The following is a 25929-nucleotide window of genomic DNA, read 5'->3' as shown; positions in this document are numbered from 1 at the left end:
GCGGTTAAAAATAATCTAAAACTCCCTATTCATTGCTCCCCTTAATTTCTTGCAACCACTTCCGAGAAGCAAAATAAGCCATCGGCCCACTGACACAGCCCCGCAGTTGAGCCAACAGCAAATCGCTCGGAATCGACTCGGGTTGCTTTCGCAAAGAAGCAAATAATTCAGGAATTTGCTTGGAATGCAACCATCCCCAAGCTAACCGCAGCACACTGAATTCTCTGTTGATTACAAACATCCGCGTCCAGAAAGCATAGACTCCGATGCCGTAGCCTTGGAGCGTTTTTTGCAATTCTTCCCAGGTGCGCCGATGGCGGTGCCAGCTCAAGGCTCTCGGCTCGTAGACGATGCAGTAGCCCGCGCGCAAAATGCGGGCAAAGAGTTCACAGTCTTCCCCTCCGACAGTGGGCGTTCCCGCCCCTAAAGCCTCGTCAAACAAGCCGATACAGTCGATCGAACTTTTGCGCAAAGCCATACTCGCCGAAACCCCCACAGGAGCGACAACCAGCGGGTTGCAGTGCGCCCCGTCAAAAATTCGGCGCTCGAAGCCCCGCCCGTGGGGGCTATAGCGCTCGAACCATTCTTGCGCTTCGGTTTCTAGTTCCAAGGGCATCAGCAGCCCCGTGACGCACATCACTCGCGGATCGCTAAAATTCCACAAGAGCGATCGCAGCCAGTTGGGATCGGGGGCCGCGTCGTCATCTGTAAAGGCTACGAATTCGTGTTTAGCTTCGCGTAAAGCTCGGTTGCGGGCAGCGCTGGAACCCGGTACGTCTTCGCGAACATAGCGGACTTTTGGGTAATTTTTGACCAGTTCCTCGGTAGCGTCCGTGGCGGGACAATTGTCAATTACTAAGTATTCCTGACCGTCGTCTGGGAGCTGCATAAACGCTTCAAGAGTGCGCCGCAAATCTTCCGGGCGATCGCGCGTGCAAACCGCTACTGTGGCGATCGGCATTGCCTGCAGGGGCCCGCGTTCGTCCCATGCGAGGGAATCGTAGAGCCAATTTTTCCAAAGATTCTCCCCCGCAGCATTCATCAGTGTTTCCCGCAATTGAGATCCCTCAATGCTACCTCTGACTACCGAAAGTAGAGCTTGGCCGATCGGTTTTCCGTGCAGTCGAATTAAAACCAAGGCTTTGCTGTAACGCTCCTCAACCGTAATTTCGGGCGGGAGTTTGGAGATTTCCAGGTCAAGAATAGCTGTTGCCATGAGTTATGCCATCTTAGATTTTAGATCGTAGATTGTAGATTGTAGATTCTAAATTTTAGATTGTGAAAAACTCATAAATAATCCGTATTTTCTCGGATGTTTTTTTGCCAAAATTGTTTTAGAGGATAGCAATTTATTAATGCTATACTTGTTGCTCCCGGCTTGCGAATCAAACATAAAGCCTCATTTTTGTTATTGCTGTTATTCATATTTTAACTTTCGATGACCTGCTGATGTCAAGTTTTTTTCGTACATTATATTTGCCGTCAAAAACTAGCGCTCGTTGAGGCTTGTGTCAATTGCAGGTGCTATTGGCAGCCGTTGCGCTAGCAAGCCTCGCCATTAATGCCACATCTAAAAACCCGATTTTTTAAGAAAACCGGGTTTGTGGGATCGCTCCTCATTTCAGCTTTAATTGCGATCGGGTACTATGCTCGACAACATACCAAACAATTAAAAACTCTCGCAATTCCAACTTTCGCGAGTAGTATTTCTCTAGCAATCCCAAGTCTGTTGCGATAATATAGAGGCAGCAAATAAAATACTAATTTTTGGGAATAAATCCCCATGCCAAGTAGAACGGCACCAAAAACAATAATATTTTCTAGGGTCTTGTAGATACTGTCTTGACCTGTCAAGCGGTAGCGATCGCATAATTGGGATCGAAAGGCTTTGGGGATTTTAAAATCCCCAAAGCCAATGCACCAACTTCCGATATCATTGCACCAATCACCTGCATTTTGACCTTTCCACAACCCAATAATCGCACAGCGATTTGCTTTGAGTAACGGGTTGCAGGGCATCGCCACCACAGCCAGCAAATACAAAGCTTTTCGCAGTCGGATATTGCCGGCGTATGACAAACGAGTTTTGCCTTTAATAGAAGTCCCAGAATTGCATTCGCAGGGAGTGAAGCCTGCATAAGCTGCTAATTTACAGCCATTCTCATAATCAAAAACCTCACCAATTTACGGTAATCATAGGGATGCCGTTTGTTCACCAATTCCGGGGATTGATGTCAAGATTTCACCCTTTTTTAAAAAATGGGGGTGTTGGTCAAAATGGTCACTAATCAGTTATTCGATCAGTTGTTATTGCTATTTTAGATACTCCAAATGCGCTCGCGTAAGGGCAGCAACAGTTGATCTAACTGTTTCCAGGCGGTTCTGTTATTGAGTTGACATTTCGATCGCAGATTCGAGCCGTCGCAAAGCCAGCTTGTAATTCCTTAACTTTAGGTGCAGTAGGTGTCGAGAATGAGGGTTTAACAGATGCACAAAAACGAGCAATCAGTGTCGCATCTACGGAGTCGGCTTTGGTTCGCAAAAGTTCGCTTTTAGCAAACCCTTTAATCCTGGCAGGATTGACGATACTAACCTGATAACGAGCCAAATGGAGGAATTCGGCTAAGGCTTCCCCGTAAATGCTAGTAGCTTCCATGCAATCAGGGAGTTTGAGTACACGAAGTTGTTTAAGCCAGCTATCTCAACTCTCAAACCCTTGAGTATTGTTCGTAAACTTTTTGGGCTTAGTCGCACGAGTTTCACTCAGTAATGAGACATGAAAGTCTTTTTTACTGATGTTTATGCCTAAAACTGTTGGTGTCATTTTGGACTCCCGATTTACTCCGATTTATGAAATAACCTGACAGGCAATTGAATACTAACCTTGTGAATGCAGGCTTTCTCGATCAGAGCGAGAGCCTCAGATAATGTCCAGTTTGATGTGCGTGTCATTAGTAATGGGAGCCGATCTACACAACAGACTTGCGAAAGTCGATCGGGGCGGGCAAAATTTACCGATTTTTGATGTCCTTGAAGAGCACTTTCTCCTGAAACTTGCATCTTGGTACGAAACTTTTCTTTTTTCTTTAGATTTACTTTGAAAAAGGCGCGATCGCCTGATTGACGGTTCGATCGCCTGCTTGTCGGTGCGATCGCCTAATTGACGGTTCGATCGCCTGCTTGTCGGTGCGATCGCCTGCTTGACTCTTTTAAGATACAAGGGGCGGGTGTAGCTAAGAATCACTCCTATACAAGCCACTTTATGAGTGCAAAACCACCCTCCCCACATTATGTTTATTTGTACCCACTTACTTAGCCTACCTCAATGAGTTGATCTAGTCCAATCCAGGCCCACGTGAGTTGAAGCGAGCTTCTTCAGTTCAAATGTTTCTCTAAAGCTATAAACACCGAGATATTCAGGAGGCTCTAGAAGTCTGTTGCGGGTTCATTGGCGAATAGACTAAATTCTATAAACTACAGGTATATCTAGGTTAAAACTGGTAGATCGACGAGGTTCAGTCGGTTATCTATAATCTGCGCAAAGCGCAGCAGTCGTTTGCTGGCTGCCGTCAAAAAACTGGAATATCACACAACTGCAAGGATAAATAGTGGAGAACTACGATGTGGTGTTTGACTCCAAACAAAGCTATTCCCCACAGTTTAACCAGGCACGAATTAGCTGAAAAAAACTCAAAAACGCAACCCTAAATAAGACACAGCAATGATAAAAAAAAACAGGATATTACAGGCTGGTTGGAGACTCACCGAGCCGAGATTACTTCTGGCAAGTTAGTGGTATTTTTACAGGATGAATATCATCTATTGTCGGAATTGATGTGGCTATTTTGGGGGTAAAACAAAAGAACTTATCGTTTTGTGCCCTAGTCAATGAGCGGAGTAAACAAACCTATTATGGGCCAGTCAGTCGATTTGAGATTTGAGGTTTGAGACTTCGGCGAGACGTTCGACGCTCAGTCTAGCCACGCTACTAAGACGTTCGGCGAGCACTCAGCCGAGTTGCGCTGAGTCGAACGATTTGAGATTTACTCCCGATGAATCTCGGAGCTAGAACAAGAGTCTACAACTTTGGGTGGCTGGCGACTACTGTCGGAAACTTGTATCCGTTTTTGGGCGGGGTCAAAAATCCATTTAAACTCTCTCCTGGATAGCGACAAGGTTTGCTTAGAAGAATGTATCAAACTTTTACAAAGAAACCGATCGAACTCATAAAGCCTCTCTCTGCCCTGACAAAAGCAGTGAGCTAGCACCATTCTTGTTCTCCAAGTTTTTCAGATTGGACTATACACCGCCCTCAAAACCCAAAAAATGAAGATTTGTAAAGTTTTATCAAGATGTTTGGGCATCTGAATTAAAATCTTCTCATAAAAAAGACGAGCTTTTAGCAGGCGCAAATTGTGGAAAAAGGTTTAAAACTCAGAATATGAGATCGAGTTCGCTGGTCTTACATGGTGCAATAAAATGTAACTTTTGATGCCAGAACCAGTAGCATGAACTTTGTCGAAGGCCGAATGCCCGTCAGGCCAATGCCTTCGGAAAATCGCTTTCCTGGCGCTGCATCAAATCTTAAGTGCAATTACTTTCCTTGCACGGGAGCCGGAGCCTTCGAGCAAACATTTAACTCCAAGGCTTACGCACCACAACTTTACAGAAACCGGGTTTTTTTACCCGGAGCGAGGGCGGCAACAAAGTGTTTTCGTCCATCAAACCCGGTTTCTGTGTCCGGGAGTGAACTCGATCGAATGAATGCAGTCGCAACCGATGTTTAAATGTGGCGATACTGCAAGTTGCGTGCAAAGCAGGGAGCTAACCGCAGTGATGGATCTCGATTGTTTACCTTACGGCGCAGGCCACGCACAGGAAGGGGTCTGTCTGCTAGTCCGAATGGGGCCGCACCGCATTTTACTCGACTGCGGTATAGAGGATATTGCACCCCTGTCAGCGACACTAAATCGATCGCTGCCAGCCGATTTTGTGGTGTGCACCCACGCCCACTCTGACCACGCCAGAGGTTTGCTAGCACTCCATCAATCTTTCCCCCACTTGCCAATTTACGCCAGCGAAGTGACAACGCGGCTGCTACCGCTCAACTGGCCATCCCGGTCTCAGCAGCCAGAGTCTCGGTTCTGTCAGGCACTGCCCTGGCAGTCGCCGATCGAACTGCGCCCGGGACTTAGCGTGCAGTTGTTCCCGTCGGGCCATTTGCCCGGAGCGGCGACTGTGATCCTGACTTATGCCGCCCCCCACCGCACCTACACCCTGGTTTACACCGGCGACTTTTTCCTGTCCAATTCTCGTTTGGTGGAAGGTTTGCCGCTGGGAGAACTCAGGGGCATGAAACCCGATGTTTTAATTTTGGAAGGCAGTTACGGCACGGCGCGCCACCCTCACCGCCGACAACTAGAAAATCAGTTAGCCGATCGCATCCACCGCGCCATCGCCGACGGGTACTCGGTACTGCTGCCCGCGCCGGCACTCGGTTTGGGCCAAGAACTGCTGATGCTGCTCCGCAGTCACCACTACTTTACTGGCCGCGACTTGGATATTTGGGTGGACGGCACTGTCGCCGACGGGTGCGACGCTTATCTGGAACTGTTGCCCCAATTTCCCACCGCCGTTCAAAATTTTGCTCTGCACCAACCTTTGTTTTGGGACGAAAGGGTGAAACCCCGCGTCCGCCGACTGTCTGCCGAACAGCGCCTCGGATTGGGTTCCACCCCGTGTATTGTGATTACTGACCAAATTGCTGATTTGGCTTTGTATGTTGCCGATCGCACAAATCCTTGGATTTTGCTCGCACCTCAAAAACCCGGATATCCCGTCAGCAACTGGCCCGAATCTGGAGTCATAAGCGTCGAAACTTATCTGCTAGCCGAACACTGCGACGGCCCTGGGACTACCCAGCTCATCCACAATTTGCGTCCCCAGCACGTAATTTTGCTCCACGGTTCCCCTGCATATTTGGCTGACTTGGCTAACTTGGACGAGCTGCGAAACCGCTACCAGTTGCACACTCCGGCGGTCGGAACACTTGTAGAACTGCCGATCGGGGAAATGTTTTTGCAGCCCGCTATCCCGGAAACTAACTATGAGGGAGAACTCAGCGAATTGGGGACAGAGGTAGCAATTAGCTTGCCGAGTCCGATTACAGCCGACCCTCGGTGGGCCAATTTTGCCGATACCGGTCTGGTAGAAGCGCGGTGGCAAGGCGAAGAACTGGTACTGCGGGGCATCTCCCAGCGGGAACTGCTTTTTCAAGGCAGCGCCGTTCAGGCAAACCTCGAATGCTGCGGCAATTGCCAGCACTACCGCGGCCAGCGCTGTTGGAACCAATTATCTGCTTTGTTTGGCTTTAAAGTTACCCCCGACGGTTTCTGTCCGGTGTTTAAAGCGATACCGGAGTCCGAACTTTTCCTAGATGGGGAAACAGACGGCGAATAAGCTGTCGGGCACCTCGAAACCAGCCAGCAGGCAAAGAAAACAAAAAAACAGTCCTGGACGTACCCAGACAAAAAACCCCGTTTAACCAGGGGTAAGGTATCGCGCATTGAATAATTTTTCAACTACTGTGTACTTAAGCTCTTGTGGGGTGGGCAGGAGAGCCCGCCATAAAGCTTAAATTTAAAGGCAAAATACCTTATTTTTTGGTCGCAACCCAGAATATTTTTGGTCTAAACCGGGTTTTTTGCGTAATTCCTCCAGGAAAAAGGGAGAAAAGTCGTTTTCTTTTCTCTCAAGTTTTCCTTGTGCCTCAAGCGCGAGCTCAAAACTATTCCAAATTCGAGTCCGGGTAGTGATTGCGAATTTGTTCGGCTTCGGGACAATCGTCAGAAACTAGGGGCTCGCAGTTAGTTCTGGACACCGAAGCCAACTTCTGGGACACAGCTCCAATACTTTCGAGACGCACCATTTCTTCCCAGGAGCTGATTTCGTCTTCTTCGTCGGTTTCGTAGCGCAGCGTGACTAGATCCCCTTCAATATCTAGGATACGAGCGCGCTCTATCCAACGTTGCTGATCTCGAAGAAAAATAGAAACCTCACGACCATCACAACAGAGTTGATAGATTTTGCGCTGTAGCATTTGTCAGTTCTCCTGCGCAGTTTAACTTGCTTAAAATATGACCTGTTTACCGTAACGTACTTTGGGTTTTACATCGGAAGGCACAGCCGTATGGACTGGCCATTTTCACGTTTTCCGAAACTTTTGTACCGATGGGAGTTACCAAACTTGATTTTACCACCAAATCTATCTAGTACGCCATTTATCCAATTACAGGTTGTGCAGCCAGTGGCATCCCTCGCGGGAGGCATTTGCCAGCACAGATCGGAGCATCAGAACTTGACTCCCGCGATCGCGATTAACAGCGACAATAAAAACAGACTCTGCCTCAGAAATCTCCCTCTCTTGTGCCTCAATTCCCCCAGAAACCTCTTGTTTCGACGTTTGTTCGATCGCCCGCTAACGCCTCTTGGCTCAATCTCAAATCTCCAATGTCAAAGCGAAAGCTCCAAAGCGACACTCAAACAGCGACAATAAAAACAGACTCTGCCTCAGAAATCTCCCTCTCTTGTGCCTCAATTCCCCCAGAAACCTCTTGTTTCGACGTTTGTTCGATCGCCCGCTAACGCCTCTTGGCTCAATCTCAAATCTCCAATGTCAAAGCGAAAGCTCCAAAGCGACACTCAAACAGCGACAATAAAAACAGACTCTGCCTCAGAAATCTCCCTCTCTTGTGCCTCAATTCGCTCAGAAACCTGTTGCTTGGAGGTTTTTTCTAGCCCCCAGCACCCCCTCTGAACTCAATCTAAAATCTAAAATCTAAAATTTAAAATCGATTGACCCGAGTGTGATAAAAATCACTGACAGCAGGCAGCCCCTGAATGTAGAAAATGGTGGCGGCCAACAACAAGCTTCAAAACGGGCAGCGGAACCTGTGGCGGTTAAGCTAAAAGAATTGCGGTTCCGTTCAAAACAAATAGGAGTCATCGCTCGTGGGTATTAAGGAGGCTAATTGATGGTGTACGCAGAAAATTGGTCGCAGCCGTCTATCTTGGATCTAGCGCGATCGGGCAACTTTCAAGCCCTCAATTACTGGATTGACAGCTTGCTGCGACCCGAAGGGATTTATGCCCGCGTCGAACAGGCTCAGGCCGGCTGCGTCCAAATCCTCGTAGAATTTCAGCGCGAATTTGCGCCAGATACTAGATTACTGGGGAGCACTCTCCGGGAAGGCTTAGTCAAATTTATTTGCCACCAACTCTGGAGACTCAACTCGCCAGCAGTACAAGGAGTGCGAATTCACGCGCGCTTGGCTGGGGAACCAGACATTCTCTGGAAACAGTCAGTGCGAATTGTCACTCCGGCAAACCGCCAGCGGCGGCGTTACCGTTCCCTACAGGCCGTCGATTGGGTTAAATTTAAAACGTATCGTTCTCTGCTGCTAGTGGGCTCGGCACTTGCCTCATTTATTTTAGGGTGTTGGGTGAGCTACCACGAGGCTCTTACCCTGCGGTTAGTATCCCCAGTATCCGGGTATCAGCAAGCTGGCGTAATGTCGGGGCCGCCTCCAAAACGTGCGGATACGGTGCAAGCGGCCTTAGAAGTGGTACCAGTAGTACAGCAAAAGCAAGTTGCTAATCCTTACGACCCAACCGTAACGCTGATGTTCGGAGGAAATGTGAATCTATCGGATGCACTCGGAGCATCTGCGGGCAAGGATTACCATTGGGCTTTCGCCAATATGGACGAGTACCGGCAAGCAGATGTGGCAATGGTTAACCTAGAAAACTCTCTGACTCGCTCTACATTGGGATCGGGCAAAAAACAATTAAATTTTAAAGCCGATCCAGAATCGGTGAAAGTATTAACAGCAGGAGGAGTGGATATTGTCAATCTGGCAAATAGCCACGCTATGGATTACGAGGAACCGGGGCTGGTGGAGACTATAAATACTTTAGATAATAGTCGGCTTCAACACCTGGGAGCCGGCAGAGATATTAAAGAAGCAAGGCGTCCAGATATTATTGAGGTTAAGGGTCAGCGGCTCGCCTACCTCAGTTATTACGATGCCGACCTTCACGCCGCGGACCAAGGCAAAGCGGGTACTAACCCCCGCCGCAACAATCGCGTGGCAGAGGATATTCGAGCTCTCAGGGGTCAGGTAGACTGGATTATTGTTAATTACCACTGGGGAGTCGAATTGGCAGATTATCCGGGGGACTGGCAGATTGATTTGGCTCGGTTCACGATCGACCAAGGAGCTGATTTGGTAGTGGGACACCACCCCCAAGTCCTGCAAGGTGCAGAAATTTACAAGGGCCGCCCGATTGTTTACTCGCTCGGTAATTTTATATTCGGCGGGAATGCTCGCAGGGATTATGATACCGCAGTCCTGAAAGTATCGCTCAAAGACAGGAGTATGAAGGTAGAGTTTCTGCCTGTGGAGGTAAAAAAGTTTCAGCCGAAGGTGGTGGAGGGAGCCGCAGCAGATCGCATCCTCAAACACGTTGAGCAAATTTCTAGTATTTTCGATCGACCGATGCGATCTTCTGTAGTTCTTGATGCCCTAGTCCAGCCAGGAGCAGCACCAAAAACTCCAAATTCTCCGTTGCCCGGAGCAGCAAAGAGCGGTACTTACCAGCCCGGGCAGGGTTCCGGGGGAACCTCCGGTGAAAGCACTCTGCAAGGCCCCGGACAACCCAAACCAACTTTGATTTTGCCGGCTTTGCCGGCTGCGCCCAAACAGCCGGACAACTCTTCATTGTTCCCGAACGGGACGGGGCCTGCAATTGAGTCCAACCCGCCTGCGAATCAAAATTTGCCGCCGCGCATCTACCCGACTCAACCTCAAAATCCCAGCCGGGAAGCAGAGCCGTTTACGAAAGAGCCATTCATCAAAGAACCGTTTATTGCGCCTCCATCTCCCAGTCAAGGAGCAGTGCCGAGTCCCCAAAGCTATCTTCCCCCCACTCGGGCTGTATCTTTTGAAGTCGCACTCAAAGAGCAGCCGACCTCCGCGATCGTTCCAGGTACAAGCAGTAACCGATCCAAGCAGCGGATCGCCCTGCCTTCTATAGCTGGAAGCATTGGTTAGCCGCTGGGGGTCGGAGCGAGGATGCAGGGGGAGGATAGGAGCGGTAATGGGTGAACATCAACATACCAGCGACCAATTATTAACGACTGATTTACTGACAACCAATGATCAATGACCTACTACCGATGACAAATGTGTTTGCGATCGCGCTCAAGCAAAAGCAGTACAAAACCTATATCCTTTGCGACGAAACCGCTAACTCTACTCTAGAAGTTGTGCCGGAACGGGGCGGTATAGCCACTAGCTGGCTGGTTGAAGGCAAAGAAATCTTATACTTGGACGCGGAACGGTTCGCCAATCCCGATCTGACTGTACGCGGCGGGATTCCCATACTGTTTCCCATCTGCAGCAATCTCCCCGACAATACTTACACCCACAAGGGAGTGCAGCATAAGCTCAAACAGCACGGCTTTGCCCGAGACTTGCCTTGGAGAATAGGCGAACAAGTTACGGAGGGTTGCGCCGCTCTTACCCTGATTCTCGACAGCAGCGACAAGACGCTGGCTGTTTATCCCTTTGATTTCCAACTCGCCTTCACTTATCAGATTAAAGGCAATTCTTTGGAAATTTTTCAGCGATACACCAATCTGTCTGCCGAACCCATGCCGTTTTCTAGTGGTTTCCACCCCTACTTTTTGGCGACGGACAAATCTAAGCTCCGGTTTGAGATTCCGGGGATGCAGTACAGAGATCGTAACACCCACCAAAAAGGTTACTTCACCGGGGTTTTTGACGAGACGCTGGATGAAATTGATGTTTCCTTTGACGAACTCACTGGTCTTGCTGCTACTGTCACTGACGCTGCCCAGGGCTTACGGCTCACCCTCAGTTACAACTCCAGCTATGGGAAGTTGGTTTTCTGGATGGTGAAGGGCAATGATTTTTACTGTTTGGAACCTTGGACTGCTCCTCGAAATGCCCTCAACACTGGCGAACACTTGATTTATTTGCAGCCGGGAGCGACTTGCGAGATGCTGGTTCGCATGACTGCAAATTTTATTTAAAAAACACTTGCTATTTCAAATGAGGGGTGCTACTATTAGAAATTGTGTGCGGTAACAATGTTTTCGCGGGTCGCTAGCTCAGCGGTAGAGCATTCGGCTTTTAACCGATTGGTCTCGGGTTCAAATCCCGGGCGACCCATAAAAAATTTGTGAGTTAAGAATTTTGAGTTTTGAGCAGAATGCTCGGAACTCAAAATTTTGTTTTTTGAACTTTTAAGTAAATATGGAAAGATAGTGCGCGATCGGTGGCAAATTGTCTTAATATTATCGTAAGAATTGAGACTGTCCAAAATCCACTGCCCAGAAATCACAAATAATTAGGAGGAATATCTATGGCGCTTGTACCTATGCGATTGCTGCTCGACCACGCGGCTGAAAATGGTTACGGCCTACCGGCTTACAACGTCAACAACATGGAGCAAATCCAAGCGATCATGCGCGCTGCTGACGAAACCAACAGCCCTGTGATTCTGCAAGCTTCTCGCGGCGCTCGCTCCTACGCTGGCGAAAATTTTCTGCGCCACTTGATTTTGGCAGCAGTTGAAACCTATCCTCACATCCCCATTTCCATGCACCAAGACCACGGCAATGCCCCCGGCACTTGCTATTCTGCCATGCGCCAAGGTTTCACCAGCGTGATGATGGACGGTTCTCTGGAAGCGGATGCTAAGACTCCCGCCAGCTACGAGTACAACGTTGAAGTTACTCGCGAAGTGGTGAAAGTGGCTCATTCGATCGGCGTTAGCGTTGAAGGCGAACTGGGTTGCTTGGGTTCTCTGGAAACAGGAATGGGCGAAGCAGAAGACGGCCACGGCTTTGAAGGTGCGCTTTCTCACGATCAGTTGCTGACAGATCCTGAACAAGCTGTGGATTTCGTCGAGCAAACCGGCGTTGATGCTCTAGCAGTCGCGATCGGCACTTCTCACGGCGCTTACAAGTTCACTCGCAAGCCGACTGGCGAAATTTTGGCAATCAGCCGCATTGAAGAAATTCACCGCCGCTTGCCGAATACTCACTTGGTAATGCACGGTTCTTCTTCTGTGCCCCAAGAATTGCTGGAAATTATCAACAGCAACGGCGGCAAAATCCGCGAAACCTACGGCGTACCTGTGGAAGAAATCCAAAAGGGCATCAAGTGCGGCGTTCGCAAGATCAATATCGATACTGACAACCGTTTGGCAATTACCGCTGCGGTGCGCGAAGCTTTGTTTGCCAAGCCTGATGAGTTTGACCCCCGTCACTTCTTGAAGCCGTCGATCAAGTATATGCAGAAGGTTTGTAGCGATCGCTACAACTCTTTCGGCTGTGCCGGTAACGGTACAAAGATTAAGCAAATGTCTTTGGACGATTTTGCAGCTAAGTATGCTAAGGGCGAATTGAGCTCTTCTGCTAAGAAGACTGTAGCTGTTTAAGAATTTTAGGTTTTAGATTTTAGATTTGTCTGAGGTCTAAAGTTAGGATTGCCGGGTAGCTTTGAAGTTGCCCGGTTTTTGTTTGTGCGATTTTATGTATTTAATCACTCGGCGATTGAAATTGCTATACAAATTAAGTCTGCATCCGCAGACTAAGAGATATCAATTACACCGCAGAGGCGATCGCATATTGCCTCAGTACAGGTGAAATCGTGTAAAAATTTGCTTGTTGTTCAATCAAGCAGCGCCGCGATAGAGATTGCAGCGCATTGGGCAAATCTGAAGCCGGAATTATTTCATTTTCTAGCAATTTTGCCCGGTTGATTGGCTGGCTTTCTTTCGCTAACAAGGAGATTACTTGTTTTTCCTGTTCCGATAGGCGATCGAACTGCTGCTGTAAAACATCTTTCAAATCTTCCGGCAACAATATGGTATCATTTGGTAATAACTCTGTCACGCCTCCTCCCAAGTCTTGAATCAGAGTCGCCACACTTTTTAACCATAGGGGGTTGCCTTGGTAACGATGAATGAGTGCTTCACTGTTGTCGCTTTCTTCTAACCCATAATCTCTGAGTATTTCCCGTGCGGCGGCGATGTCTAAACCTTTGACTTGTAAGGTGCGAATAGAAGTATTTTGGCTTTTAACTTGAGCCACTTCTCTCGGTTGTTCCCAACCCATTAACATCAAGCAGCTTTGATGGGATAATTTTTCTATTTGTTTGAATAAAGTGCGATATTCTTCGGATTCTGGTTTATATTTTCCAGCCAATTCGCCGCTACAGAAAAAGTTGTGAACATCATCTAAGACGATTAAACAGCGATGGTTTTGTAAATACTTAATCAGCGGTAAGCGTTTTTGGTTGGTTGGGGATGAATCTGGTTTTTCTGACTGGGAAAAAAGCTGTATTAGGTTAGATTGAAATTTTTCTATGGTGGAGAATTCGTCTAGAGTGTACCAAACTGCGTACTCAAACTCGTTTTTAATTTGTTGTACGAGTTGGACTGCTAGGGTGGTTTTGCCGATACCGCTGATGCCGGTGAGGGTGATGAGCCGACAGCGTTGTTGTAAAATCCAGGTGGTGAGGGTGTGGAGTTCAGGAGTGCGATCGAAGAAATCACCCAACTCCGGCATTTCGCTTAAATCTTGATGTATAGTTTTAGTTTGTTTTGAGTTAGATGTTTCTTGATTTGGTGGCTGTGAGTTTGGTAGTTCTGGTGGGTGTCTAGCTTGTCCGCAAATGTTGAAAATACTGCTCACTACAACATCTTGTGCAAAGTTTACAACATTAGAGTTTTGCAACCTCTCCATTGTGGAGCGAAAATTGGATTTACTGACTTTTTGCCCAAACTCCTCTGAAAGTATCTGCCATAATTCCGATCCGATTTCCCTGATGCGACTTTCAGAACAGTTAAAATCTTTGGCTATTTCTTTGTATGTCTCGCGTTGTAGAGTTCCCCGCAGTACCGCTGCTTGTAAATCGTCAAGGTGCTGACCTGTTTTCTCGAAAACTATGCGATCGGCGACATTTAACATTTCTTTAAGATTCATCTGGCAGGGAGATGCGAGAGTTTTGTGTATTGTAGCTCACAACTGCCAACATTTTCGTACATTTTCGTACAAAAGTAGATGAAATGGAGCGAAAACGTGAGAAAGTTGTCGGCAAAATAGAACATTTTTTGACTAGACAAAGTTTTAATTTAGAAGGATCATGAGGAGAACTACAAAGCATAAATAAAGGTGTTTACCATGACAAGCTATGATAGCGTAGCTAAGGCAGAACTCTTGTACAGCCAAGGAAATGCAAATGCAAGAATGGGAAGGTTTCAGGATGCTTTATACCTCTTCGATCAAGCTATAGCAGTCGATGGTAATAAGCCAATGTATTACAACAATCGTGCTGGCACTCTCAAGAGGTTAGGAAGATTGCAGGATGCAATCAAGCAATATGAAGAAATTATCCAGAAGTTTCCTGACTATGGAAAAGCTTTCCTTTCTATAGGCAGCACTAGCATTGAGACTGGTGACTATCAAGGAGCTATTTCTAGCTATCGTCGTTTTCTTTCTGCATACGAGAAGGGACAGTTCACCTTTAATCCGATAGTGGGAGGAATCAGTCAGAGTGTGTACGGTGATGACTTACTAGAAACTGCACTGCTTACATCAATCAATTACCTTTCTGAAGAACAACAAAGGCTTGCAATTCAAGCTTTTCAGGAAGCACATAACTGAATCGAGTTGACTGAAAGCTGTCTATCTCAAAAGCACTGAAAGTGGTAATTATGTCTCAACCAATTATTAAAGTTTCTTACACCCTGTGGTTACTTACAAATATGGGAAATGAAGTAGGAGGCAAACTTCTAGTCGATTCCTATACTTTTGAGCCCAATTTATCTCAAGGAGATGTCGTTCATATCCAGGAATGGAAGGTAGGAGTTGAAACAGATTATAAATTACAAAACCAACCTTTCTCTTTTGAAGCAAGAGTTATGGAAATAGAAAAGGTTGTTGTGCGGCATCACAGCTTCGTTGTTAATATTATTTTGGAGTCACCTGATAGAGAAACCATATCTCAACTAATAGAAGCCCTGAGAGATAACAATCCAGAGCAATTTCCCAAAGAAGTCTAGCACCGCCCCACCAAGCATATTCTATTAACTCTCGTGTTACCCAACCTCTTTTTCCACTTACAATTTTATCCATTTCCACCATTTCAAAAGCCGATGATTGCACAGAGGGCGTGAAGCATAGCTATCCTTACGGGAATCGCCCCAGCAAAAAAAGGGCGATCGCCTACAGAAATATAGAATATTGCCTAACTGAGTGTTTGTAGCACCGAATTACCTGTAAGGTTGGCATCAACTGTAGCTAATTTTAACCCATAGTAAATGGCTGTGGCGGCAATAAATCGGTCTCCGGGGTCTTGATGGGGTAGTGAAATCTCGCGACTTAAAATGGCAATGGCGTGATTCATTTGGGCTTCACGAGTTTCCAGAGTTTTTAAAGCTAAGTTAACCCATGTAACCGGATCTGGCTGTAAAGATATCCTTCCTTTTTCTGCAAGAATGAGCGTCTCCCAAATGCTAATTGGACTCAGCCAAAGTTCAGTATTAGGATCGGCGATCGCGGTTTGAAGTTGAAGCGATAGGCGTTGATCGCCGAGTAAATACCAAAGCCAAATGTGGGTATCAAGTAAAAGTTTCATTCTAAAACTTCCCATAGTTCGGCGACAGGAGCAATTAAATCTCCTAATATTTCACCGCTTCCTTTCATTGTGCCAAACACGGGGCGTGGGGTTTGGGTAGTGGCAGGATAGATAATCACTAATGGTTTCCCTTCATGGATGATGGTGAGGGGGGTTTTGGTACGTTCGACCTCTATAAGTAGAGTCTGGAGGGTTTGAGGTAATTCAGTCGTGGTAATTTGTGCCATTTGTTCACCTTTCACAATCTTATTCTATTTCTACTATGATAATGTGAGGATTAGACGGAAAGCGATGCTTGAGTGAAAAAAGAGCGATCGCCCCTGGCACCAAATACCAAACAATGCGATGATTGTACAGAGTGCGATCGCACATAATCATCATCCCTAATTTGCGATCGACCTCCGGCATCAATTCTCAACAAAGCATCCGGCTCAAATTCGTTATCTGCGTCCAAGCGCACAGTAGCATTGTCGCCCAATTCCACCCCAGCCAACCTCTAATTTGATTGTGTGGTTCGCCGTGACTTCTGAATCTTACCGATAATGCCACATAAAATATTTTTTTATCTATTCAGTTAGCGATAAACATTTAAGTAAACATAGAGCATCGCGGGGGCGAGTTTTGCAGCACTAAACTCGCTCCTAATATCAAATTATAACTAAATTCGCCCCTTAAACCTTCTACTTCTTCCTTCGCGTCCTTCGCGTCTTCGCGGTTCATTGCTAACACAAATACCCAATCCAAGCCGGCAAAACCTCCGGCGAACCGTACCACTTCCCCGGAGAACGAGGCGAATGCCAAACCCCCTCCAACACCAGATTTTCTGCCCCGTCCAAAACAGCAGCTTCCACCGGCGTAATTCCATCTCCCCAAGTTTCGCCCTTCCCCACAGTCAACTCGTAACTTTTATAAGCCAGCCAAGTCCCTAAACCCCGCTTGCCAAAAACAGCCTTCCCAGCAGCGCACACGTAGCGCACCTGCGGGTGAAAAGCCCCCGGATAATGAATTTTAACAAAATCTAGATTTTTGCGCGTCCAGCGCTCTTGAGAGACGTGCGGCGTACCTAAAGTGATTAAAGTATTCACATAAGGGTGAGCTTCCCACAAACCCGCGTCCTCAAGCACGTCGCCGTGAATCGTGTAAGGCTTTTCGCCCAAATAGATGCGAGAAATCCAGCCGCCGGCGGAATGACCGACGAGATTGATCTGGGGAACGCCGTATTGCTGTAACATTTGTTTGACCGTGCGATCGAGCTGTCGCAAAATTGGCACCATCGATCGCCCGCCAAAAGTCGGCAACCAATCTCCCTTGCCCAGAGGTACTGTTACTGTTGGGAAACCTCGATCGACCAGAGATTTTTCTAATTCGCGATAGTCGGAAGCAGCAGCAAAATATCCTGGTAAAATCACGGTTGGTAATGGCATTGTCAATTTTAGATTTTAGATTTTAGATTTTGCGGCCGGAGTGCTACGATCTGTTTTTCAAGTTCAAAGACGCTTGCCGAAGCATCCTTTGGATTGCTAACATCTGCCGCCCGTTAAACCTTTTGCTTAGGGAATATCTACTTCTATGGCTCGCGAGCCGATTCAAACATGGTATTTTACCCTAGTTGTCGTTCACTTAGAAGACCGTTTTCTACTGGTACAAGAGCGCAAGTACGAGCAGCAGTGGTATCTCCCAGCAGGGCGAGTGGAAAAAGGGGAGACTTTGCTCGAAGCTGCTATGCGCAATACCATCGAGGAAGCGGGCATTTCCGTCATCGTTGAGGGAATTCTCAGGGTAGAGCACACAGTGATGCCTAGGGGCAATGTGCGCCTCCGAGTCATTTTTGTGGCTCGTCCAGAAGATAAGACGCCGCCCAAGAGCAAGCCGGATGAGCATACTTTGTGCGCTGGCTGGTATTCTCTCAAGGAATTAGACCAGTTGTCTCTACGGGGAGAGGAAGTTCGGGAAATGTTTCAATATATGGCAAGCGGCGCTCCCATTTATCCCATCGACTTGCTCACCATTGAGGGAGCTCCTTTTAAAAATTACCGCTATCGCTGGTGAATCCATCGATTTTGGATTTTGGATTTTGGATTTTGGATTGAATAATTACTTCCACGGATGAATCCGGTTGTGTAACCGAATTGGAAACAGGGGTCGATCGAACGGATCGATCGTGTTTAATGAATTAGTGGCGCTCCAGATCCCGGAAAAAGACGGTATAGCAGCGGCGCAGTTTGTTTTTTGCTCGCCCCAGTCCGGCCCGTCTGACGCCCCGCTCACCATTCTCAACAATAGCTGAGAAACCGAGTATAGGGTTCGGCAAAAGGCATTCGGGAAGAAAAACAATGCTTTCAGCAATTAAGAACGTCCTAACCCTATTGGCAGTTGCTACAACAGCGAAGAAAAATCTCGGTTCTCAGGTTGAACCTGTCAAGAAACCCGCTTTCTACGCTTGAGTGCTTGATGTGAGGGTCGCGAAATCTCAATAAAAGTCGATCGGGCAATTTCGATACCGACCGTGCTAAAATTATACCTTTGAATTCCCAACCTCTCCTCATTAAAACGAATTCACACTCAATCACAACCACAACAATATAAATTACCAATCCGCCAATCACTCAATCCCCCAATCCCCCAATCCCCCAATCTAAAATCTAAAATCTAACCATCTCCCAATCCCCCAATCTAAAATCTAACCATCTCCCAATCCCCCAATCTAAAATCTAAAATCTAAAATCTAAAATTTAAATGACTGACTCTTCCTCCCTAGCAAACACCCTTTCTGAACCGCTGCGCCAGCCTTATTGGTGGGCAGCCCTAGCTTCTGTCAGCCTTCACGGAGTGCTCGGAGTAAGCGCCCCGACGCTCTCAAGCCTCATGTATGGTGGAAATTCCTCAAAAAATATCCCCGGTTCTGTCGGTTTGGTAGAACTAACTCCCACAGAGGCCGGCCGCCTGCCACAAAGCATACCACCGCGCTCGTCCAACCAGCCGTTTTCGATCGCACCAGTTCCCTTGCCAGCCTCGCCCAAGTTAGCGGCGCCCTTGCCCCCCGCACCTCCAGCTATCAACTTGCCCGCCCTACCGCCGGGAATGCCCCCTCCTGGATTCTTTTCCCCTCTCCCTTATTCCCCTCTCCCGTCCTCTGCCGCCCCAACAGCCCCGCCGCCTCCGAAAACTCCATCCCCAACATTCAGAGCCCCCTCCCAGCCAACACCCACTTTCGTCCCGCCAGTACCTCCCAGCGGTTTGATTTTCCCGCCCTTGCCCGGTAATTTCGATCGCAATATCCCGCCGCCGCCATCCCTGACAGAAGTGCCCCAGCTTCCCGGCGGCGCCTCGGAAGATGAAGCAGAGACGCTCAAAAAGATCATAGCCAGTAGAGGCGGACTCCCACTATTTCCAGACGGAGCTCCAGTCTTTACCCCGGAATTCCCAATTGCTGGCAGGAATGTCGGACCCGATGGAGTACCAAAGTTGACTCAAAAAGATCCGAATAAAAGGAATCTCATCGCAGAAACTCCCGAAGAAAGAATCAAGAGACAACAATTTGAAGATGGACAGCGACAGCTAGAACAGTCCGGACAACCGGGTTCAAACTTACCCACCGACAGAGAGACACAGCTTGCGGCTGCAAATACCTATGTTGCTTTGTTTGAGAGATTCAAAAAGGCTTATCCTGACTTGGAAATGACGGGGCCGACTCCTGTGAATGTTCCTTATCCCGTAGCAGCTTGCTCGCAAAAACTCGAAGGAGTAGCAGTTTTCGGAGCAGTTGTCAGCCCTCAAGGCTTGCTCAAGGCCGAGCCTCAAGCGATCGTCCCGACGGGTTACAGCATTCTCGACAATGCTGCTAAAACTGCGATTATTAACCCTTCTCTAACATTTTCTGCAGCCAGCACGCACAAGCTTTACCAAGTAGCTATCCCATTTAAATACGACGAAAAAGTTTGCAGCGGCATTCCTGTCACCCCATCCACAGCCCCAACCAGGCCCAACCCAGCAGGCCAGCAGCGGCCAACAGTAACCCCGACAGGGCCCCGACCCACAGACCAGCAGCCCTCCCCAGCGCCTGCTGAAGTGAAACCGCAGTTTGAGAAGCCGCCGGCCCCGTCAAACAAACCGAAGCCAGGGGCCCAACCCTCGCCGCCGGTACAAAAGCCCGCCGCCCAACCGTCGCCCTCACCTCAACCGAAACCAGCCGCCGAACAGTCACCTTCTCCTCAACCGCAGCCCGCCGAAGAGTCCCCGCCGGAAGCTGCGCCATCTCCCGCCGCCGAAGTGTCGCCGTCGCCGGAAGCTGCGCCATCTCCTGCCCCCGAAGTGTCCCCGCAGCCGTCGCCGGAAGCTGCGCCATCTCCCGCCGCCGAAGTGTCGCCGTCGCCGTCGCCGGAAGCTGCCCCATCTCCCGCCGCCGAAGTATCGCCGTCGCCGTCGCCGGAAGCTACGCCCTCTCCCGCCGCTACCGAAAATTAATGGCTAATGGGTAATTGGGAATTGGTAATTGGTAATATCCAATCTGCTTGCTTCACTATTATGAGTTAGTAGTTAGTAGGGTGCGTCAGCAAGTAGAAATTTGTTACTTCTCAAACAAATTTCTACTTGCTGACGCACCCTACTTTCTTAACTGATAATGAAATTGTTTTTCGTCTGCCAGACCCGGACTTTTGACGACGGTCGTTTTGACTGCAAACGTAATTACCTATTACCTTAACCTCTCAATTGTATTGAACTTTATACATTTGAAATAAGTCGCCACTTTGCTTTTTTACTACCTTAGCGCCAGCAGCTTTCATCATTTTTTCCCAATCTTCTATTGTCTCTAAAAATACTTCTCCGGCTCGATAAGTCTCCAAAATTGCCCAATCTTCTGCTAGAGGAGAATTGGGATTGAGGACATCAAAAACAAAATGGCCGCCCGGTTTTAGTACCCGCTTTACTTCTCCCATAACAATACTCCAATAGTCTATGGGATAGTAACAGCTAAAGCCTGTAGCGAGACATAAATCGAACTGAGCCTCTTCGTAATTCAACTGGTGAGCGGGAGCCCATTCTACGCCTTTGAACAGCTTAGAATTGAGCTGAGGGCCGCGAGCGTTTAAAGCGTCTCGCGCTGCGCTGCTGATTTCTTGACCGTAAAAATATGCTTCCCAATCCCGCCAAGGGTAGATGAGAAAGCTGACTCCGCAGCCAATGTCTAAACAGCGCTGATTTTTTTGAGGTTTGGCAATTTTCCAGAAGGGAGAAACTGTTTTTGCTTGGAGAGTTCCTGCGACTGATTCCAAGAAAATCGGCATTGCTTCGACTTCTTCGGGTAAAGCGAAAGCTTCTCCTCGGTATTCGCGATCGAACCGAGAGGCCACTTGCGACAGTAAAACTTGCCAGCTATCTGATTTTCCTTTAGCAAACCAAGTCTGCTCCTGGCCCGCGACTGGGCGATCGGACTTTTTAGACATTCTTGAATTACCTTTTAGAGGCTTTGAGAGCTTTTGTAAAGTTTTGGCGGTAAGGCTTATTAAAAATTAACGCGGGCCAGAGCAGGGACAGCTTCAGGCGATTTGCAAAACTTCTGTCGAAGTTAGTGCGATCGAAACCATTCCAAAATTTCCAAATACCGCCGCCGTAAGCGACTAGCAATGCCAAGCTAATTAACGTACTCATTTAAAAAACCCCTAAGCAATGGATAGGATTTTGGGTCAGCTAGTCAAAGCGCTACTCTTAATCTATCATTTATCAGACGCCAAGCCGCACCGATACCTGTAGCAATTCCACCTTCAGAAAGAGACTTCAAAATCCCCGCCGGTCACAAACTTAAAAATAACACCCCCAAAATAGCTTTCACCGAGCAAGCAAGAAGGGACTTCTGCCAAAAGTCGATGATTCTGAGGACGCATACCATTTTAGATTGAAGAATTGAAGAATTAAAGAATTGGGAATGACTTATGAGATAAGGGTTTGGAGCTGACCTACAGTTGCATTCTTTTTTTAAACTGGTATTACCCAACATCCCCTACAAATCCGAACTCGACCGGGGGATTGGTGCGACGCCGCAAGTTCTAATTGGGTTGAAATCGGTTGCTGTTGGGGGACGGCCTGGTCGAACGGGATTTCCCAGACGTGTAACTACTCGAAGATATTTAACTAAGAACTGATAGCCGGCGGCCCACGAATTACAGCAGGCAAACTTTTTCTAGCGGACAATGACGGTAGAGAGCTTTCTAAGCAAGGAGGATTTTATGCGTGCAGTGCTGATGGCTGGGGGGTCGGGAACGAGGCTCAGACCCCTGACGTGCGATTTGCCCAAACCGATGGTGCCGATTCTCAATCGCCCGATCGCAGAACACATTATCAATTTGCTAAAAAGGCATCAGATTACGGAAATTATTGCGACGCTGCACTACCTTCCCGATGTCATGCGCGAATATTTTACTGACGGGGCAGAGTTTGGCGTTCAAATGACTTACGCTGTGGAGGAAGACCAACCGCTGGGTACGGCTGGTTGCGTCAAAAATATTGCTGAATTGCTCGATCGAACTTTTCTGGTCATCAGCGGCGACAGCATCACAGACTTCGACTTGACGGAAGCGATCGAATTTCACCGCAGCAAGCAATCCAAAGCCACGTTAATTTTAACTCGCGTTCGCAATCCGATGGAATTCGGGGTCGTGATTACCGAGGAAAATTACCGCATCAGCCGCTTTCTGGAAAAGCCTTCTAGCAGTGAAATTTTCTCCGATACCGTCAATACCGGCACCTACATTTTAGAACCGGAAGTATTGGACTACCTGCCTGCAAATAAAGAGTGCGACTTCTCGAAAGACTTGTTTCCCTTGCTGCTGGAAAAAAACGAGCCGATGTACGGTTACATCGCCGAGGGTTACTGGTGCGATGTCGGCCAGCTTGATGTTTACCGGGAAGCTCAGTACGACGCGCTGCGGGGAAAGGTCAAACTGGATTTGACCTACTACAACCAAGTTCGATCGGGACTTTGGGTAGGTCAGAATACTTTTATTGACGATAGCGCGATCGTCGAAGTACCGGCCATGATCGGCAACAATTGTCGGATTGGAGCCCGAGTTAAAATCGATGCCGGTACGGTGATCGGAGATAACGTGACAGTCGGGGCCGATGCCAACCTCAAACGTCCCATCGTCTGGAACGGAGCAATTGTCGGCGAAGACGCTCACCTTAGGGCCTGCGTGATTTGCCGGAGTACCCGCGTAGACAGGCGCGCTCATGTATTGGAAGGTGCGATCGTCGGTTCCATGTCAATCGTGGGAGAAGAAGCGCAAGTGGGGCCAAGCGTGCGCGTCTGGCCGAGCAAAAATATTGAATCCGGCGCTCTGTTAAATCAAAATTTAATTTGGGGAGAACAAGCTAAGCGGAATTTGTTCGGTCAGCGCGGCGTTCAAGGACTGGCAAATGTGGATGTTACCCCGGAATTTGCGGTGAAATTGGGCGCGGCTTACGGCTCGACTTTGAAACCTGGGACTTCGGTATCGGTTTCTCGCGACCAGCGGAGCATTTCGGGGATGGTTTCAAGGTCTTTGATTGCGGGTTTGATGTCGGTAGGAATTAATGTGATCAATTTGGAATCGACGGCAATTCCGATCGCGCGCACGGTTTCGTCTACGCTGTCGATTGCTGGCGGCATTCACGTTCGCATTTCGCCCGATCGCTCCGACCACATTCTAATTGAATTCTTCGATATCAAAGGCATCAATATTACTAAAGGGGCTGAGAAAAAAATCGAGGGCGCTTATTTTAAGGAAGATTTGCGGCGGGCTCTAATTCCGGAAATTGGAGAGATGTCGTACTTTAACCAAGCTCTCGACGTTTACAACCGCATTTTTGAGCGGCAGATGAATGTTGAGGCAATACGCTACAGCAATACTAAGGTGGTAATCGATTACGTTTACGCAGTTTCCGGAGCAATTCTGCCGCAAATGCTCGCTAAGTTTGGCTGCGATGCGGTGGTGCTCAATGCCAGTCTCAAGCAGACTTCTCTAAGCAACGGCGAACGGGAATATTTGCTCGACCAACTCGGCCGGGTGGTGAAAGCACTCAGCGCTAATTTTGGAGTGCAGGTGTCGGCTAACGGCGAACAGCTCATTTTGGTAGATGAGTCTGGGATAGCGATTCGCGGGGAAATGCTGACGGCGTTGATGGTAAATTTGATGCTGACTTCTGAGCCCAAAGGTACAGTAGTAGTGCCGGTGAATGCCTCTTCTGCTGTGGAGGCGATCGCCCGCCGCTATCAAAGCAAGGTAATCCGCACGAAGGCGAACCCAACTGCTTTGATGGAAGCCGCTAACAGGAACCCGAATGTGGTTTTGGGTGGCAGCGGTCTTATGGGTTTTATTTTCCCGCAATTGCATCCCGGATTTGACGGAATGTTCTGCATTGCTAAAGTGATAGAAATGATGACGATTCAGGAGCGATCGCTCGGACAGATCAAGGCCGAACTTCCCCGCGTCACCCACCGCAGTTACAGCGTCCGCTGTCCTTGGACTATCAAAGGTTCGCTGATGCGACATTTAGTAGAAACTCATTCGCCCGATCGTTTAGAATTAATAGATGGAGTGAAGATTTTTAACTACAGCGACGACAATTGGGTATTAGTTTTGCCCGATGCGAGCGAACCGACCGTTCATATCTTCGCCAACAGCGAGGATCGAGATTGGGTATCTGAAACTTTGAAGGAGTACCGCACCCTCGTTCACGATTTTGTCAGTCAAGCTGAGGCGGCGGTTCGCCAAGATAAATTTGGTAACGGGTAATTGATTATTTGTTGTTAGTTATTTGTTGTTAGTTATTGGTTATTGGTTATTATTGAGTCATTTTAACCAATAACTAACAATAAATAACAACTAACAACTAACAACTAACCCGATGCCCAATGCCCAATTCCCAATGCCCAATTCCCAATTCCCATTTAAGTTATGAATAGCTGCATTTTGATGGCGGAAATAATTCAACAACCGCAACTCCGTTATACTCCTGACAATCAACTTCAAATCGCTGAGATGCTGGTGCAGTTTCCAGGCCCAAAACCTGAAGATCCGCCCGAACATTTGAAGGTGATAGGATGGGGAAATTTTGCTCAAGAAATTCACGAGAAATATCACGAGGGCGATCGCGTGATTATTGAGGGACGGCTGAGCATGAATACGATCGAAAGAGACGGTATTAAAGAAAAGCGCGCTGAACTGACAGCTCAAAGGATTTACAGTGTCGGCGCCGATGCAATGAGTGCTGCTCCCCCAAGTAGAACCGCCCCCGAACCGGCTCAAATTCGCGACAGCGCGCCTGCTAATGTGCCGAGCAACGTGGTTCCTATGAGTTCGCGCGGCCGCAGTCCTAACAGCGCTCCAGGCGGCGCTAACCGCACGTCTAGTTCGGATTGGAACTCGCATCAGCCGTCAAATTCTGAGTCCGATCGCCCGTCAGGTTCCTCTAACGAGCCGGAAAATCCAGATTACGATCCGATTCCGTTTTAAAAATTAGGGTGCATCACTTTACAACTCGACTGTTGGATCGAAAGTGACGCACCTTAATTTAAGGGCGATTCCCTACGGGATAGCTTCGCACGCGCGTACTTCAGGAAAAAAAGGGCGATCCTCTTCGAGGGCTGCGCTAACGAATTTGGCTGAACTACGAGCTAAATTGCAAATTTTACAGCTCGATCGTCACAATTTTTTTCTTGCTTTTTTCGTCGCGCAGCACGACTGTATTGTAGGGTGATGTATCCGTCCCCAGCGGAATTGGCAGCTTAAAGCTGCTGCTCTTATGCTTAAGTTCGCCTAGATCGATGCTTTTCGTTATATTGCCATCTGTTGCCAGATAAGCGGTAAGTTCGCCTTTATAATCTTCAATCAAAAAGTCTCTGAAGAAAAGGACTTCCCCACTACCCTCGACATCGATAGCAAGGATGACCGTACCGCTAAACGTTGCGCCTTTTTGTTCTTCATCAACCGTCGCCATTTTAATTTCCGAGGGGTCTTGACCGGACATATCTGACATAAATTTTTTCTCTTGAGCGGAGCGCAATAATTAACAAGAATCATACCTGACGCTAGGGGCGATCGCAAAACTCTTAGGACGTATTTCTGCATCGGTCTTGCTTCTCTCTAACTGGAGTTTAGACTAAAAAAGAGAGAACGGTGGCAAAAGAAGAACTAGAGCCACCGCGCCAGGAGAGAATGAGGGT

The 25929-nt window shown here is 48.0% G+C and carries 25 protein-coding genes and 1 tRNA gene; 13 read left to right on the top strand and 13 right to left on the bottom strand.

Annotated features, from left to right (window positions below; all coding sequences use genetic code 11):
• Nucleotides 1-25 precede the first annotated feature (25 nt).
• From QUA78_RS18450 to QUA78_RS18435, 4 genes are all read right to left on the bottom strand, one after another.
• Nucleotides 26-1216 (bottom strand): glycosyltransferase, encoded by a 1191-nt coding sequence (locus QUA78_RS18450; protein ID WP_333305087.1) that lies wholly within the window; start codon nucleotides 1214-1216, stop codon nucleotides 26-28.
• Nucleotides 1217-1644: 428 nt separating this feature from the next.
• Nucleotides 1645-2184, bottom strand: a complete 540-nt coding sequence (locus QUA78_RS18445; protein ID WP_333305095.1) for an IS110 family transposase — start codon at nucleotides 2182-2184, stop codon at nucleotides 1645-1647.
• Nucleotides 2185-2362: 178 nt separating this feature from the next.
• Nucleotides 2363-2656 (bottom strand): IS110 family transposase, encoded by a 294-nt coding sequence (locus QUA78_RS18440; RefSeq protein WP_333305084.1) that lies wholly within the window; start codon nucleotides 2654-2656, stop codon nucleotides 2363-2365.
• A gap of 264 nt (nucleotides 2657-2920) precedes the next feature.
• The gene (locus QUA78_RS18435) at nucleotides 2921-3289 is read right to left on the bottom strand and encodes a hypothetical protein (protein WP_333398956.1); all 369 of its coding nucleotides are present in this window, start codon (nucleotides 3287-3289) and stop codon (nucleotides 2921-2923) included.
• Between the two features lie 1219 nt (nucleotides 3290-4508).
• Here QUA78_RS18435 and QUA78_RS18430 point away from each other — a divergent pair.
• Nucleotides 4509-4787, top strand: coding sequence for a hypothetical protein (locus tag QUA78_RS18430; RefSeq protein WP_333305081.1), 279 nt, complete (start codon nucleotides 4509-4511; stop codon nucleotides 4785-4787).
• 49 nt (nucleotides 4788-4836) lie between these two features.
• A complete protein-coding gene (locus QUA78_RS18425; protein ID WP_333305093.1) occupies nucleotides 4837-6459 on the top strand; it encodes an MBL fold metallo-hydrolase in 1623 nt (540 codons plus the stop codon).
• A gap of 328 nt (nucleotides 6460-6787) precedes the next feature.
• Here QUA78_RS18425 and QUA78_RS18420 read toward each other — a convergent pair whose 3' ends face one another.
• A complete protein-coding gene (locus QUA78_RS18420; RefSeq protein ID WP_006633466.1) occupies nucleotides 6788-7099 on the bottom strand; it encodes a DUF6679 family protein in 312 nt (103 codons plus the stop codon).
• A 766-nt stretch (nucleotides 7100-7865) separates the two neighbouring features.
• Here QUA78_RS18420 and QUA78_RS18415 point away from each other — a divergent pair.
• The 5 genes from QUA78_RS18415 to fba all read left to right on the top strand — a co-directional run bounded on the left by QUA78_RS18415 (nucleotide 7866) and on the right by fba (nucleotide 12528).
• On the top strand, nucleotides 7866-8021 hold the full coding sequence (locus tag QUA78_RS18415) for a hypothetical protein (protein WP_333307009.1): 156 nt from the start codon (nucleotides 7866-7868) through the stop codon (nucleotides 8019-8021).
• Nucleotides 8022-8033: 12 nt separating this feature from the next.
• Nucleotides 8034-10112, top strand: a complete 2079-nt coding sequence (locus tag QUA78_RS18410; RefSeq protein WP_333307012.1) for a CapA family protein — start codon at nucleotides 8034-8036, stop codon at nucleotides 10110-10112.
• A gap of 134 nt (nucleotides 10113-10246) precedes the next feature.
• Nucleotides 10247-11116, top strand: a complete 870-nt coding sequence (locus QUA78_RS18405; RefSeq protein WP_445302422.1) for an aldose epimerase family protein — start codon at nucleotides 10247-10249, stop codon at nucleotides 11114-11116.
• Nucleotides 11117-11183: 67 nt separating this feature from the next.
• Nucleotides 11184-11255: transfer RNA gene (locus QUA78_RS18400), tRNA-Lys, on the top strand.
• Nucleotides 11256-11448: 193 nt separating this feature from the next.
• Nucleotides 11449-12528 carry a class II fructose-bisphosphate aldolase gene (gene fba / locus QUA78_RS18395; RefSeq protein ID WP_333398955.1) on the top strand — a complete coding sequence of 360 codons (1080 nt, stop codon included), beginning with the start codon at nucleotides 11449-11451 and terminating at the stop codon, nucleotides 12526-12528.
• A 166-nt stretch (nucleotides 12529-12694) separates the two neighbouring features.
• Here fba and QUA78_RS18390 read toward each other — a convergent pair whose 3' ends face one another.
• Nucleotides 12695-14077, bottom strand: coding sequence for an NB-ARC domain-containing protein (locus QUA78_RS18390; protein WP_333305057.1), 1383 nt, complete (start codon nucleotides 14075-14077; stop codon nucleotides 12695-12697).
• Between the two features lie 198 nt (nucleotides 14078-14275).
• Between QUA78_RS18390 and QUA78_RS18385 the strand changes: the two genes are divergently transcribed.
• Together QUA78_RS18385 and QUA78_RS18380 are read left to right on the top strand one after the other, a co-directional pair.
• Entirely contained in the window at nucleotides 14276-14758 is a 483-nt protein-coding gene (locus tag QUA78_RS18385; protein WP_333305059.1) for a tetratricopeptide repeat protein, read from the top strand.
• A 50-nt stretch (nucleotides 14759-14808) separates the two neighbouring features.
• Nucleotides 14809-15156 carry a hypothetical protein gene (locus QUA78_RS18380; protein WP_333305061.1) on the top strand — a complete coding sequence of 116 codons (348 nt, stop codon included), beginning with the start codon at nucleotides 14809-14811 and terminating at the stop codon, nucleotides 15154-15156.
• A 185-nt stretch (nucleotides 15157-15341) separates the two neighbouring features.
• On the opposite strand, the gene QUA78_RS18375 is transcribed toward QUA78_RS18380, so the two are convergent.
• From QUA78_RS18375 to QUA78_RS18360, 4 genes are all read right to left on the bottom strand, one after another.
• The gene (locus tag QUA78_RS18375) at nucleotides 15342-15731 is read right to left on the bottom strand and encodes a PIN domain-containing protein (RefSeq protein ID WP_333047789.1); all 390 of its coding nucleotides are present in this window, start codon (nucleotides 15729-15731) and stop codon (nucleotides 15342-15344) included.
• Nucleotides 15728-15958, bottom strand: coding sequence for a type II toxin-antitoxin system Phd/YefM family antitoxin (locus QUA78_RS18370; RefSeq protein ID WP_333053935.1), 231 nt, complete (start codon nucleotides 15956-15958; stop codon nucleotides 15728-15730). Before QUA78_RS18370 ends, QUA78_RS18375 begins: the two co-directional genes overlap by 4 nt.
• Before the next feature lie 50 nt (nucleotides 15959-16008).
• Complete coding sequence (locus tag QUA78_RS18365) at nucleotides 16009-16215, bottom strand: hypothetical protein (RefSeq protein ID WP_333305064.1); 207 nt, start codon at nucleotides 16213-16215, stop codon at nucleotides 16009-16011.
• Between the two features lie 238 nt (nucleotides 16216-16453).
• Nucleotides 16454-17155, bottom strand: a complete 702-nt coding sequence (locus QUA78_RS18360; protein WP_333240144.1) for an alpha/beta fold hydrolase — start codon at nucleotides 17153-17155, stop codon at nucleotides 16454-16456.
• Nucleotides 17156-17300: 145 nt separating this feature from the next.
• On the opposite strand from QUA78_RS18360, the gene QUA78_RS18355 reads away from it, so the two are divergent.
• Together QUA78_RS18355 and QUA78_RS18350 are read left to right on the top strand one after the other, a co-directional pair.
• Nucleotides 17301-17780: an NUDIX domain-containing protein gene (locus QUA78_RS18355; RefSeq protein ID WP_172185172.1), complete on the top strand. Its 480-nt coding sequence runs from the start codon at nucleotides 17301-17303 to the stop codon at nucleotides 17778-17780.
• Between the two features lie 687 nt (nucleotides 17781-18467).
• Nucleotides 18468-20195, top strand: a complete 1728-nt coding sequence (locus QUA78_RS18350; RefSeq protein WP_333305066.1) for a hypothetical protein — start codon at nucleotides 18468-18470, stop codon at nucleotides 20193-20195.
• A 242-nt stretch (nucleotides 20196-20437) separates the two neighbouring features.
• On the opposite strand, the gene QUA78_RS18345 is transcribed toward QUA78_RS18350, so the two are convergent.
• Complete coding sequence (locus tag QUA78_RS18345; RefSeq protein ID WP_333305068.1) at nucleotides 20438-21175, bottom strand: class I SAM-dependent methyltransferase; 738 nt, start codon at nucleotides 21173-21175, stop codon at nucleotides 20438-20440.
• Between the two features lie 7 nt (nucleotides 21176-21182).
• Nucleotides 21183-21380: a hypothetical protein gene (locus QUA78_RS18340; protein WP_333305070.1), complete on the bottom strand. Its 198-nt coding sequence runs from the start codon at nucleotides 21378-21380 to the stop codon at nucleotides 21183-21185.
• A gap of 575 nt (nucleotides 21381-21955) precedes the next feature.
• Here QUA78_RS18340 and QUA78_RS18335 point away from each other — a divergent pair.
• Nucleotides 21956-24499 (top strand): mannose-1-phosphate guanyltransferase, encoded by a 2544-nt coding sequence (locus QUA78_RS18335; protein ID WP_333305073.1) that lies wholly within the window; start codon nucleotides 21956-21958, stop codon nucleotides 24497-24499.
• A 162-nt stretch (nucleotides 24500-24661) separates the two neighbouring features.
• Nucleotides 24662-25219: a single-stranded DNA-binding protein gene (locus QUA78_RS18330; protein WP_333305076.1), complete on the top strand. Its 558-nt coding sequence runs from the start codon at nucleotides 24662-24664 to the stop codon at nucleotides 25217-25219.
• A gap of 175 nt (nucleotides 25220-25394) precedes the next feature.
• Here QUA78_RS18330 and QUA78_RS18325 read toward each other — a convergent pair whose 3' ends face one another.
• Nucleotides 25395-25742: a hypothetical protein gene (locus QUA78_RS18325; RefSeq protein WP_333305078.1), complete on the bottom strand. Its 348-nt coding sequence runs from the start codon at nucleotides 25740-25742 to the stop codon at nucleotides 25395-25397.
• Nucleotides 25743-25929: the final 187 nt, after the last annotated feature.

Origin of the sequence: Microcoleus sp. K4-B3 (assembly GCF_036704615.1) — a bacterium.
In the GTDB taxonomy this organism is placed as follows: Bacteria; Cyanobacteriota; Cyanobacteriia; order Cyanobacteriales; family Microcoleaceae; genus Microcoleus.
Note: the sequence above shows the minus strand (reverse complement) of the source record. Positions and strands in the feature narration are given on the sequence as shown.

What these genes read in the sequence shown, in the direction of transcription:
- QUA78_RS18345 (WP_333305068.1), bottom strand. Translation starts at nt 21,175, where the DNA reads ATGTCTAAAAAGTCCGATCGCCCAGTCGCGGGCCAGGAGCAGACTTGG.
- QUA78_RS18370 (WP_333053935.1), bottom strand. Translation starts at nt 15,958, where the DNA reads ATGGCACAAATTACCACGACTGAATTACCTCAAACCCTCCAGACTCTA.
- QUA78_RS18410 (WP_333307012.1), top strand. Translation starts at nt 8,034, where the DNA reads ATGGTGTACGCAGAAAATTGGTCGCAGCCGTCTATCTTGGATCTAGCG.
- QUA78_RS18430 (WP_333305081.1), top strand. Translation starts at nt 4,509, where the DNA reads ATGAACTTTGTCGAAGGCCGAATGCCCGTCAGGCCAATGCCTTCGGAA.
- QUA78_RS18340 (WP_333305070.1), bottom strand. Translation starts at nt 21,380, where the DNA reads ATGAGTACGTTAATTAGCTTGGCATTGCTAGTCGCTTACGGCGGCGGT.
- QUA78_RS18355 (WP_172185172.1), top strand. Translation starts at nt 17,301, where the DNA reads ATGGCTCGCGAGCCGATTCAAACATGGTATTTTACCCTAGTTGTCGTT.
- QUA78_RS18350 (WP_333305066.1), top strand. Translation starts at nt 18,468, where the DNA reads ATGACTGACTCTTCCTCCCTAGCAAACACCCTTTCTGAACCGCTGCGC.
- QUA78_RS18385 (WP_333305059.1), top strand. Translation starts at nt 14,276, where the DNA reads ATGACAAGCTATGATAGCGTAGCTAAGGCAGAACTCTTGTACAGCCAA.
- QUA78_RS18380 (WP_333305061.1), top strand. Translation starts at nt 14,809, where the DNA reads ATGTCTCAACCAATTATTAAAGTTTCTTACACCCTGTGGTTACTTACA.
- QUA78_RS18360 (WP_333240144.1), bottom strand. Translation starts at nt 17,155, where the DNA reads ATGCCATTACCAACCGTGATTTTACCAGGATATTTTGCTGCTGCTTCC.
- QUA78_RS18440 (WP_333305084.1), bottom strand. Translation starts at nt 2,656, where the DNA reads ATGGAAGCTACTAGCATTTACGGGGAAGCCTTAGCCGAATTCCTCCAT.
- QUA78_RS18375 (WP_333047789.1), bottom strand. Translation starts at nt 15,731, where the DNA reads ATGAAACTTTTACTTGATACCCACATTTGGCTTTGGTATTTACTCGGC.
- QUA78_RS18420 (WP_006633466.1), bottom strand. Translation starts at nt 7,099, where the DNA reads ATGCTACAGCGCAAAATCTATCAACTCTGTTGTGATGGTCGTGAGGTT.
- QUA78_RS18425 (WP_333305093.1), top strand. Translation starts at nt 4,837, where the DNA reads ATGGATCTCGATTGTTTACCTTACGGCGCAGGCCACGCACAGGAAGGG.
- QUA78_RS18390 (WP_333305057.1), bottom strand. Translation starts at nt 14,077, where the DNA reads ATGAATCTTAAAGAAATGTTAAATGTCGCCGATCGCATAGTTTTCGAG.
- QUA78_RS18450 (WP_333305087.1), bottom strand. Translation starts at nt 1,216, where the DNA reads ATGGCAACAGCTATTCTTGACCTGGAAATCTCCAAACTCCCGCCCGAA.
- fba (WP_333398955.1), top strand. Translation starts at nt 11,449, where the DNA reads ATGGCGCTTGTACCTATGCGATTGCTGCTCGACCACGCGGCTGAAAAT.
- QUA78_RS18330 (WP_333305076.1), top strand. Translation starts at nt 24,662, where the DNA reads ATGAATAGCTGCATTTTGATGGCGGAAATAATTCAACAACCGCAACTC.
- QUA78_RS18435 (WP_333398956.1), bottom strand. Translation starts at nt 3,289, where the DNA reads ATGTGGGGAGGGTGGTTTTGCACTCATAAAGTGGCTTGTATAGGAGTG.
- QUA78_RS18325 (WP_333305078.1), bottom strand. Translation starts at nt 25,742, where the DNA reads ATGTCAGATATGTCCGGTCAAGACCCCTCGGAAATTAAAATGGCGACG.
- QUA78_RS18335 (WP_333305073.1), top strand. Translation starts at nt 21,956, where the DNA reads ATGCGTGCAGTGCTGATGGCTGGGGGGTCGGGAACGAGGCTCAGACCC.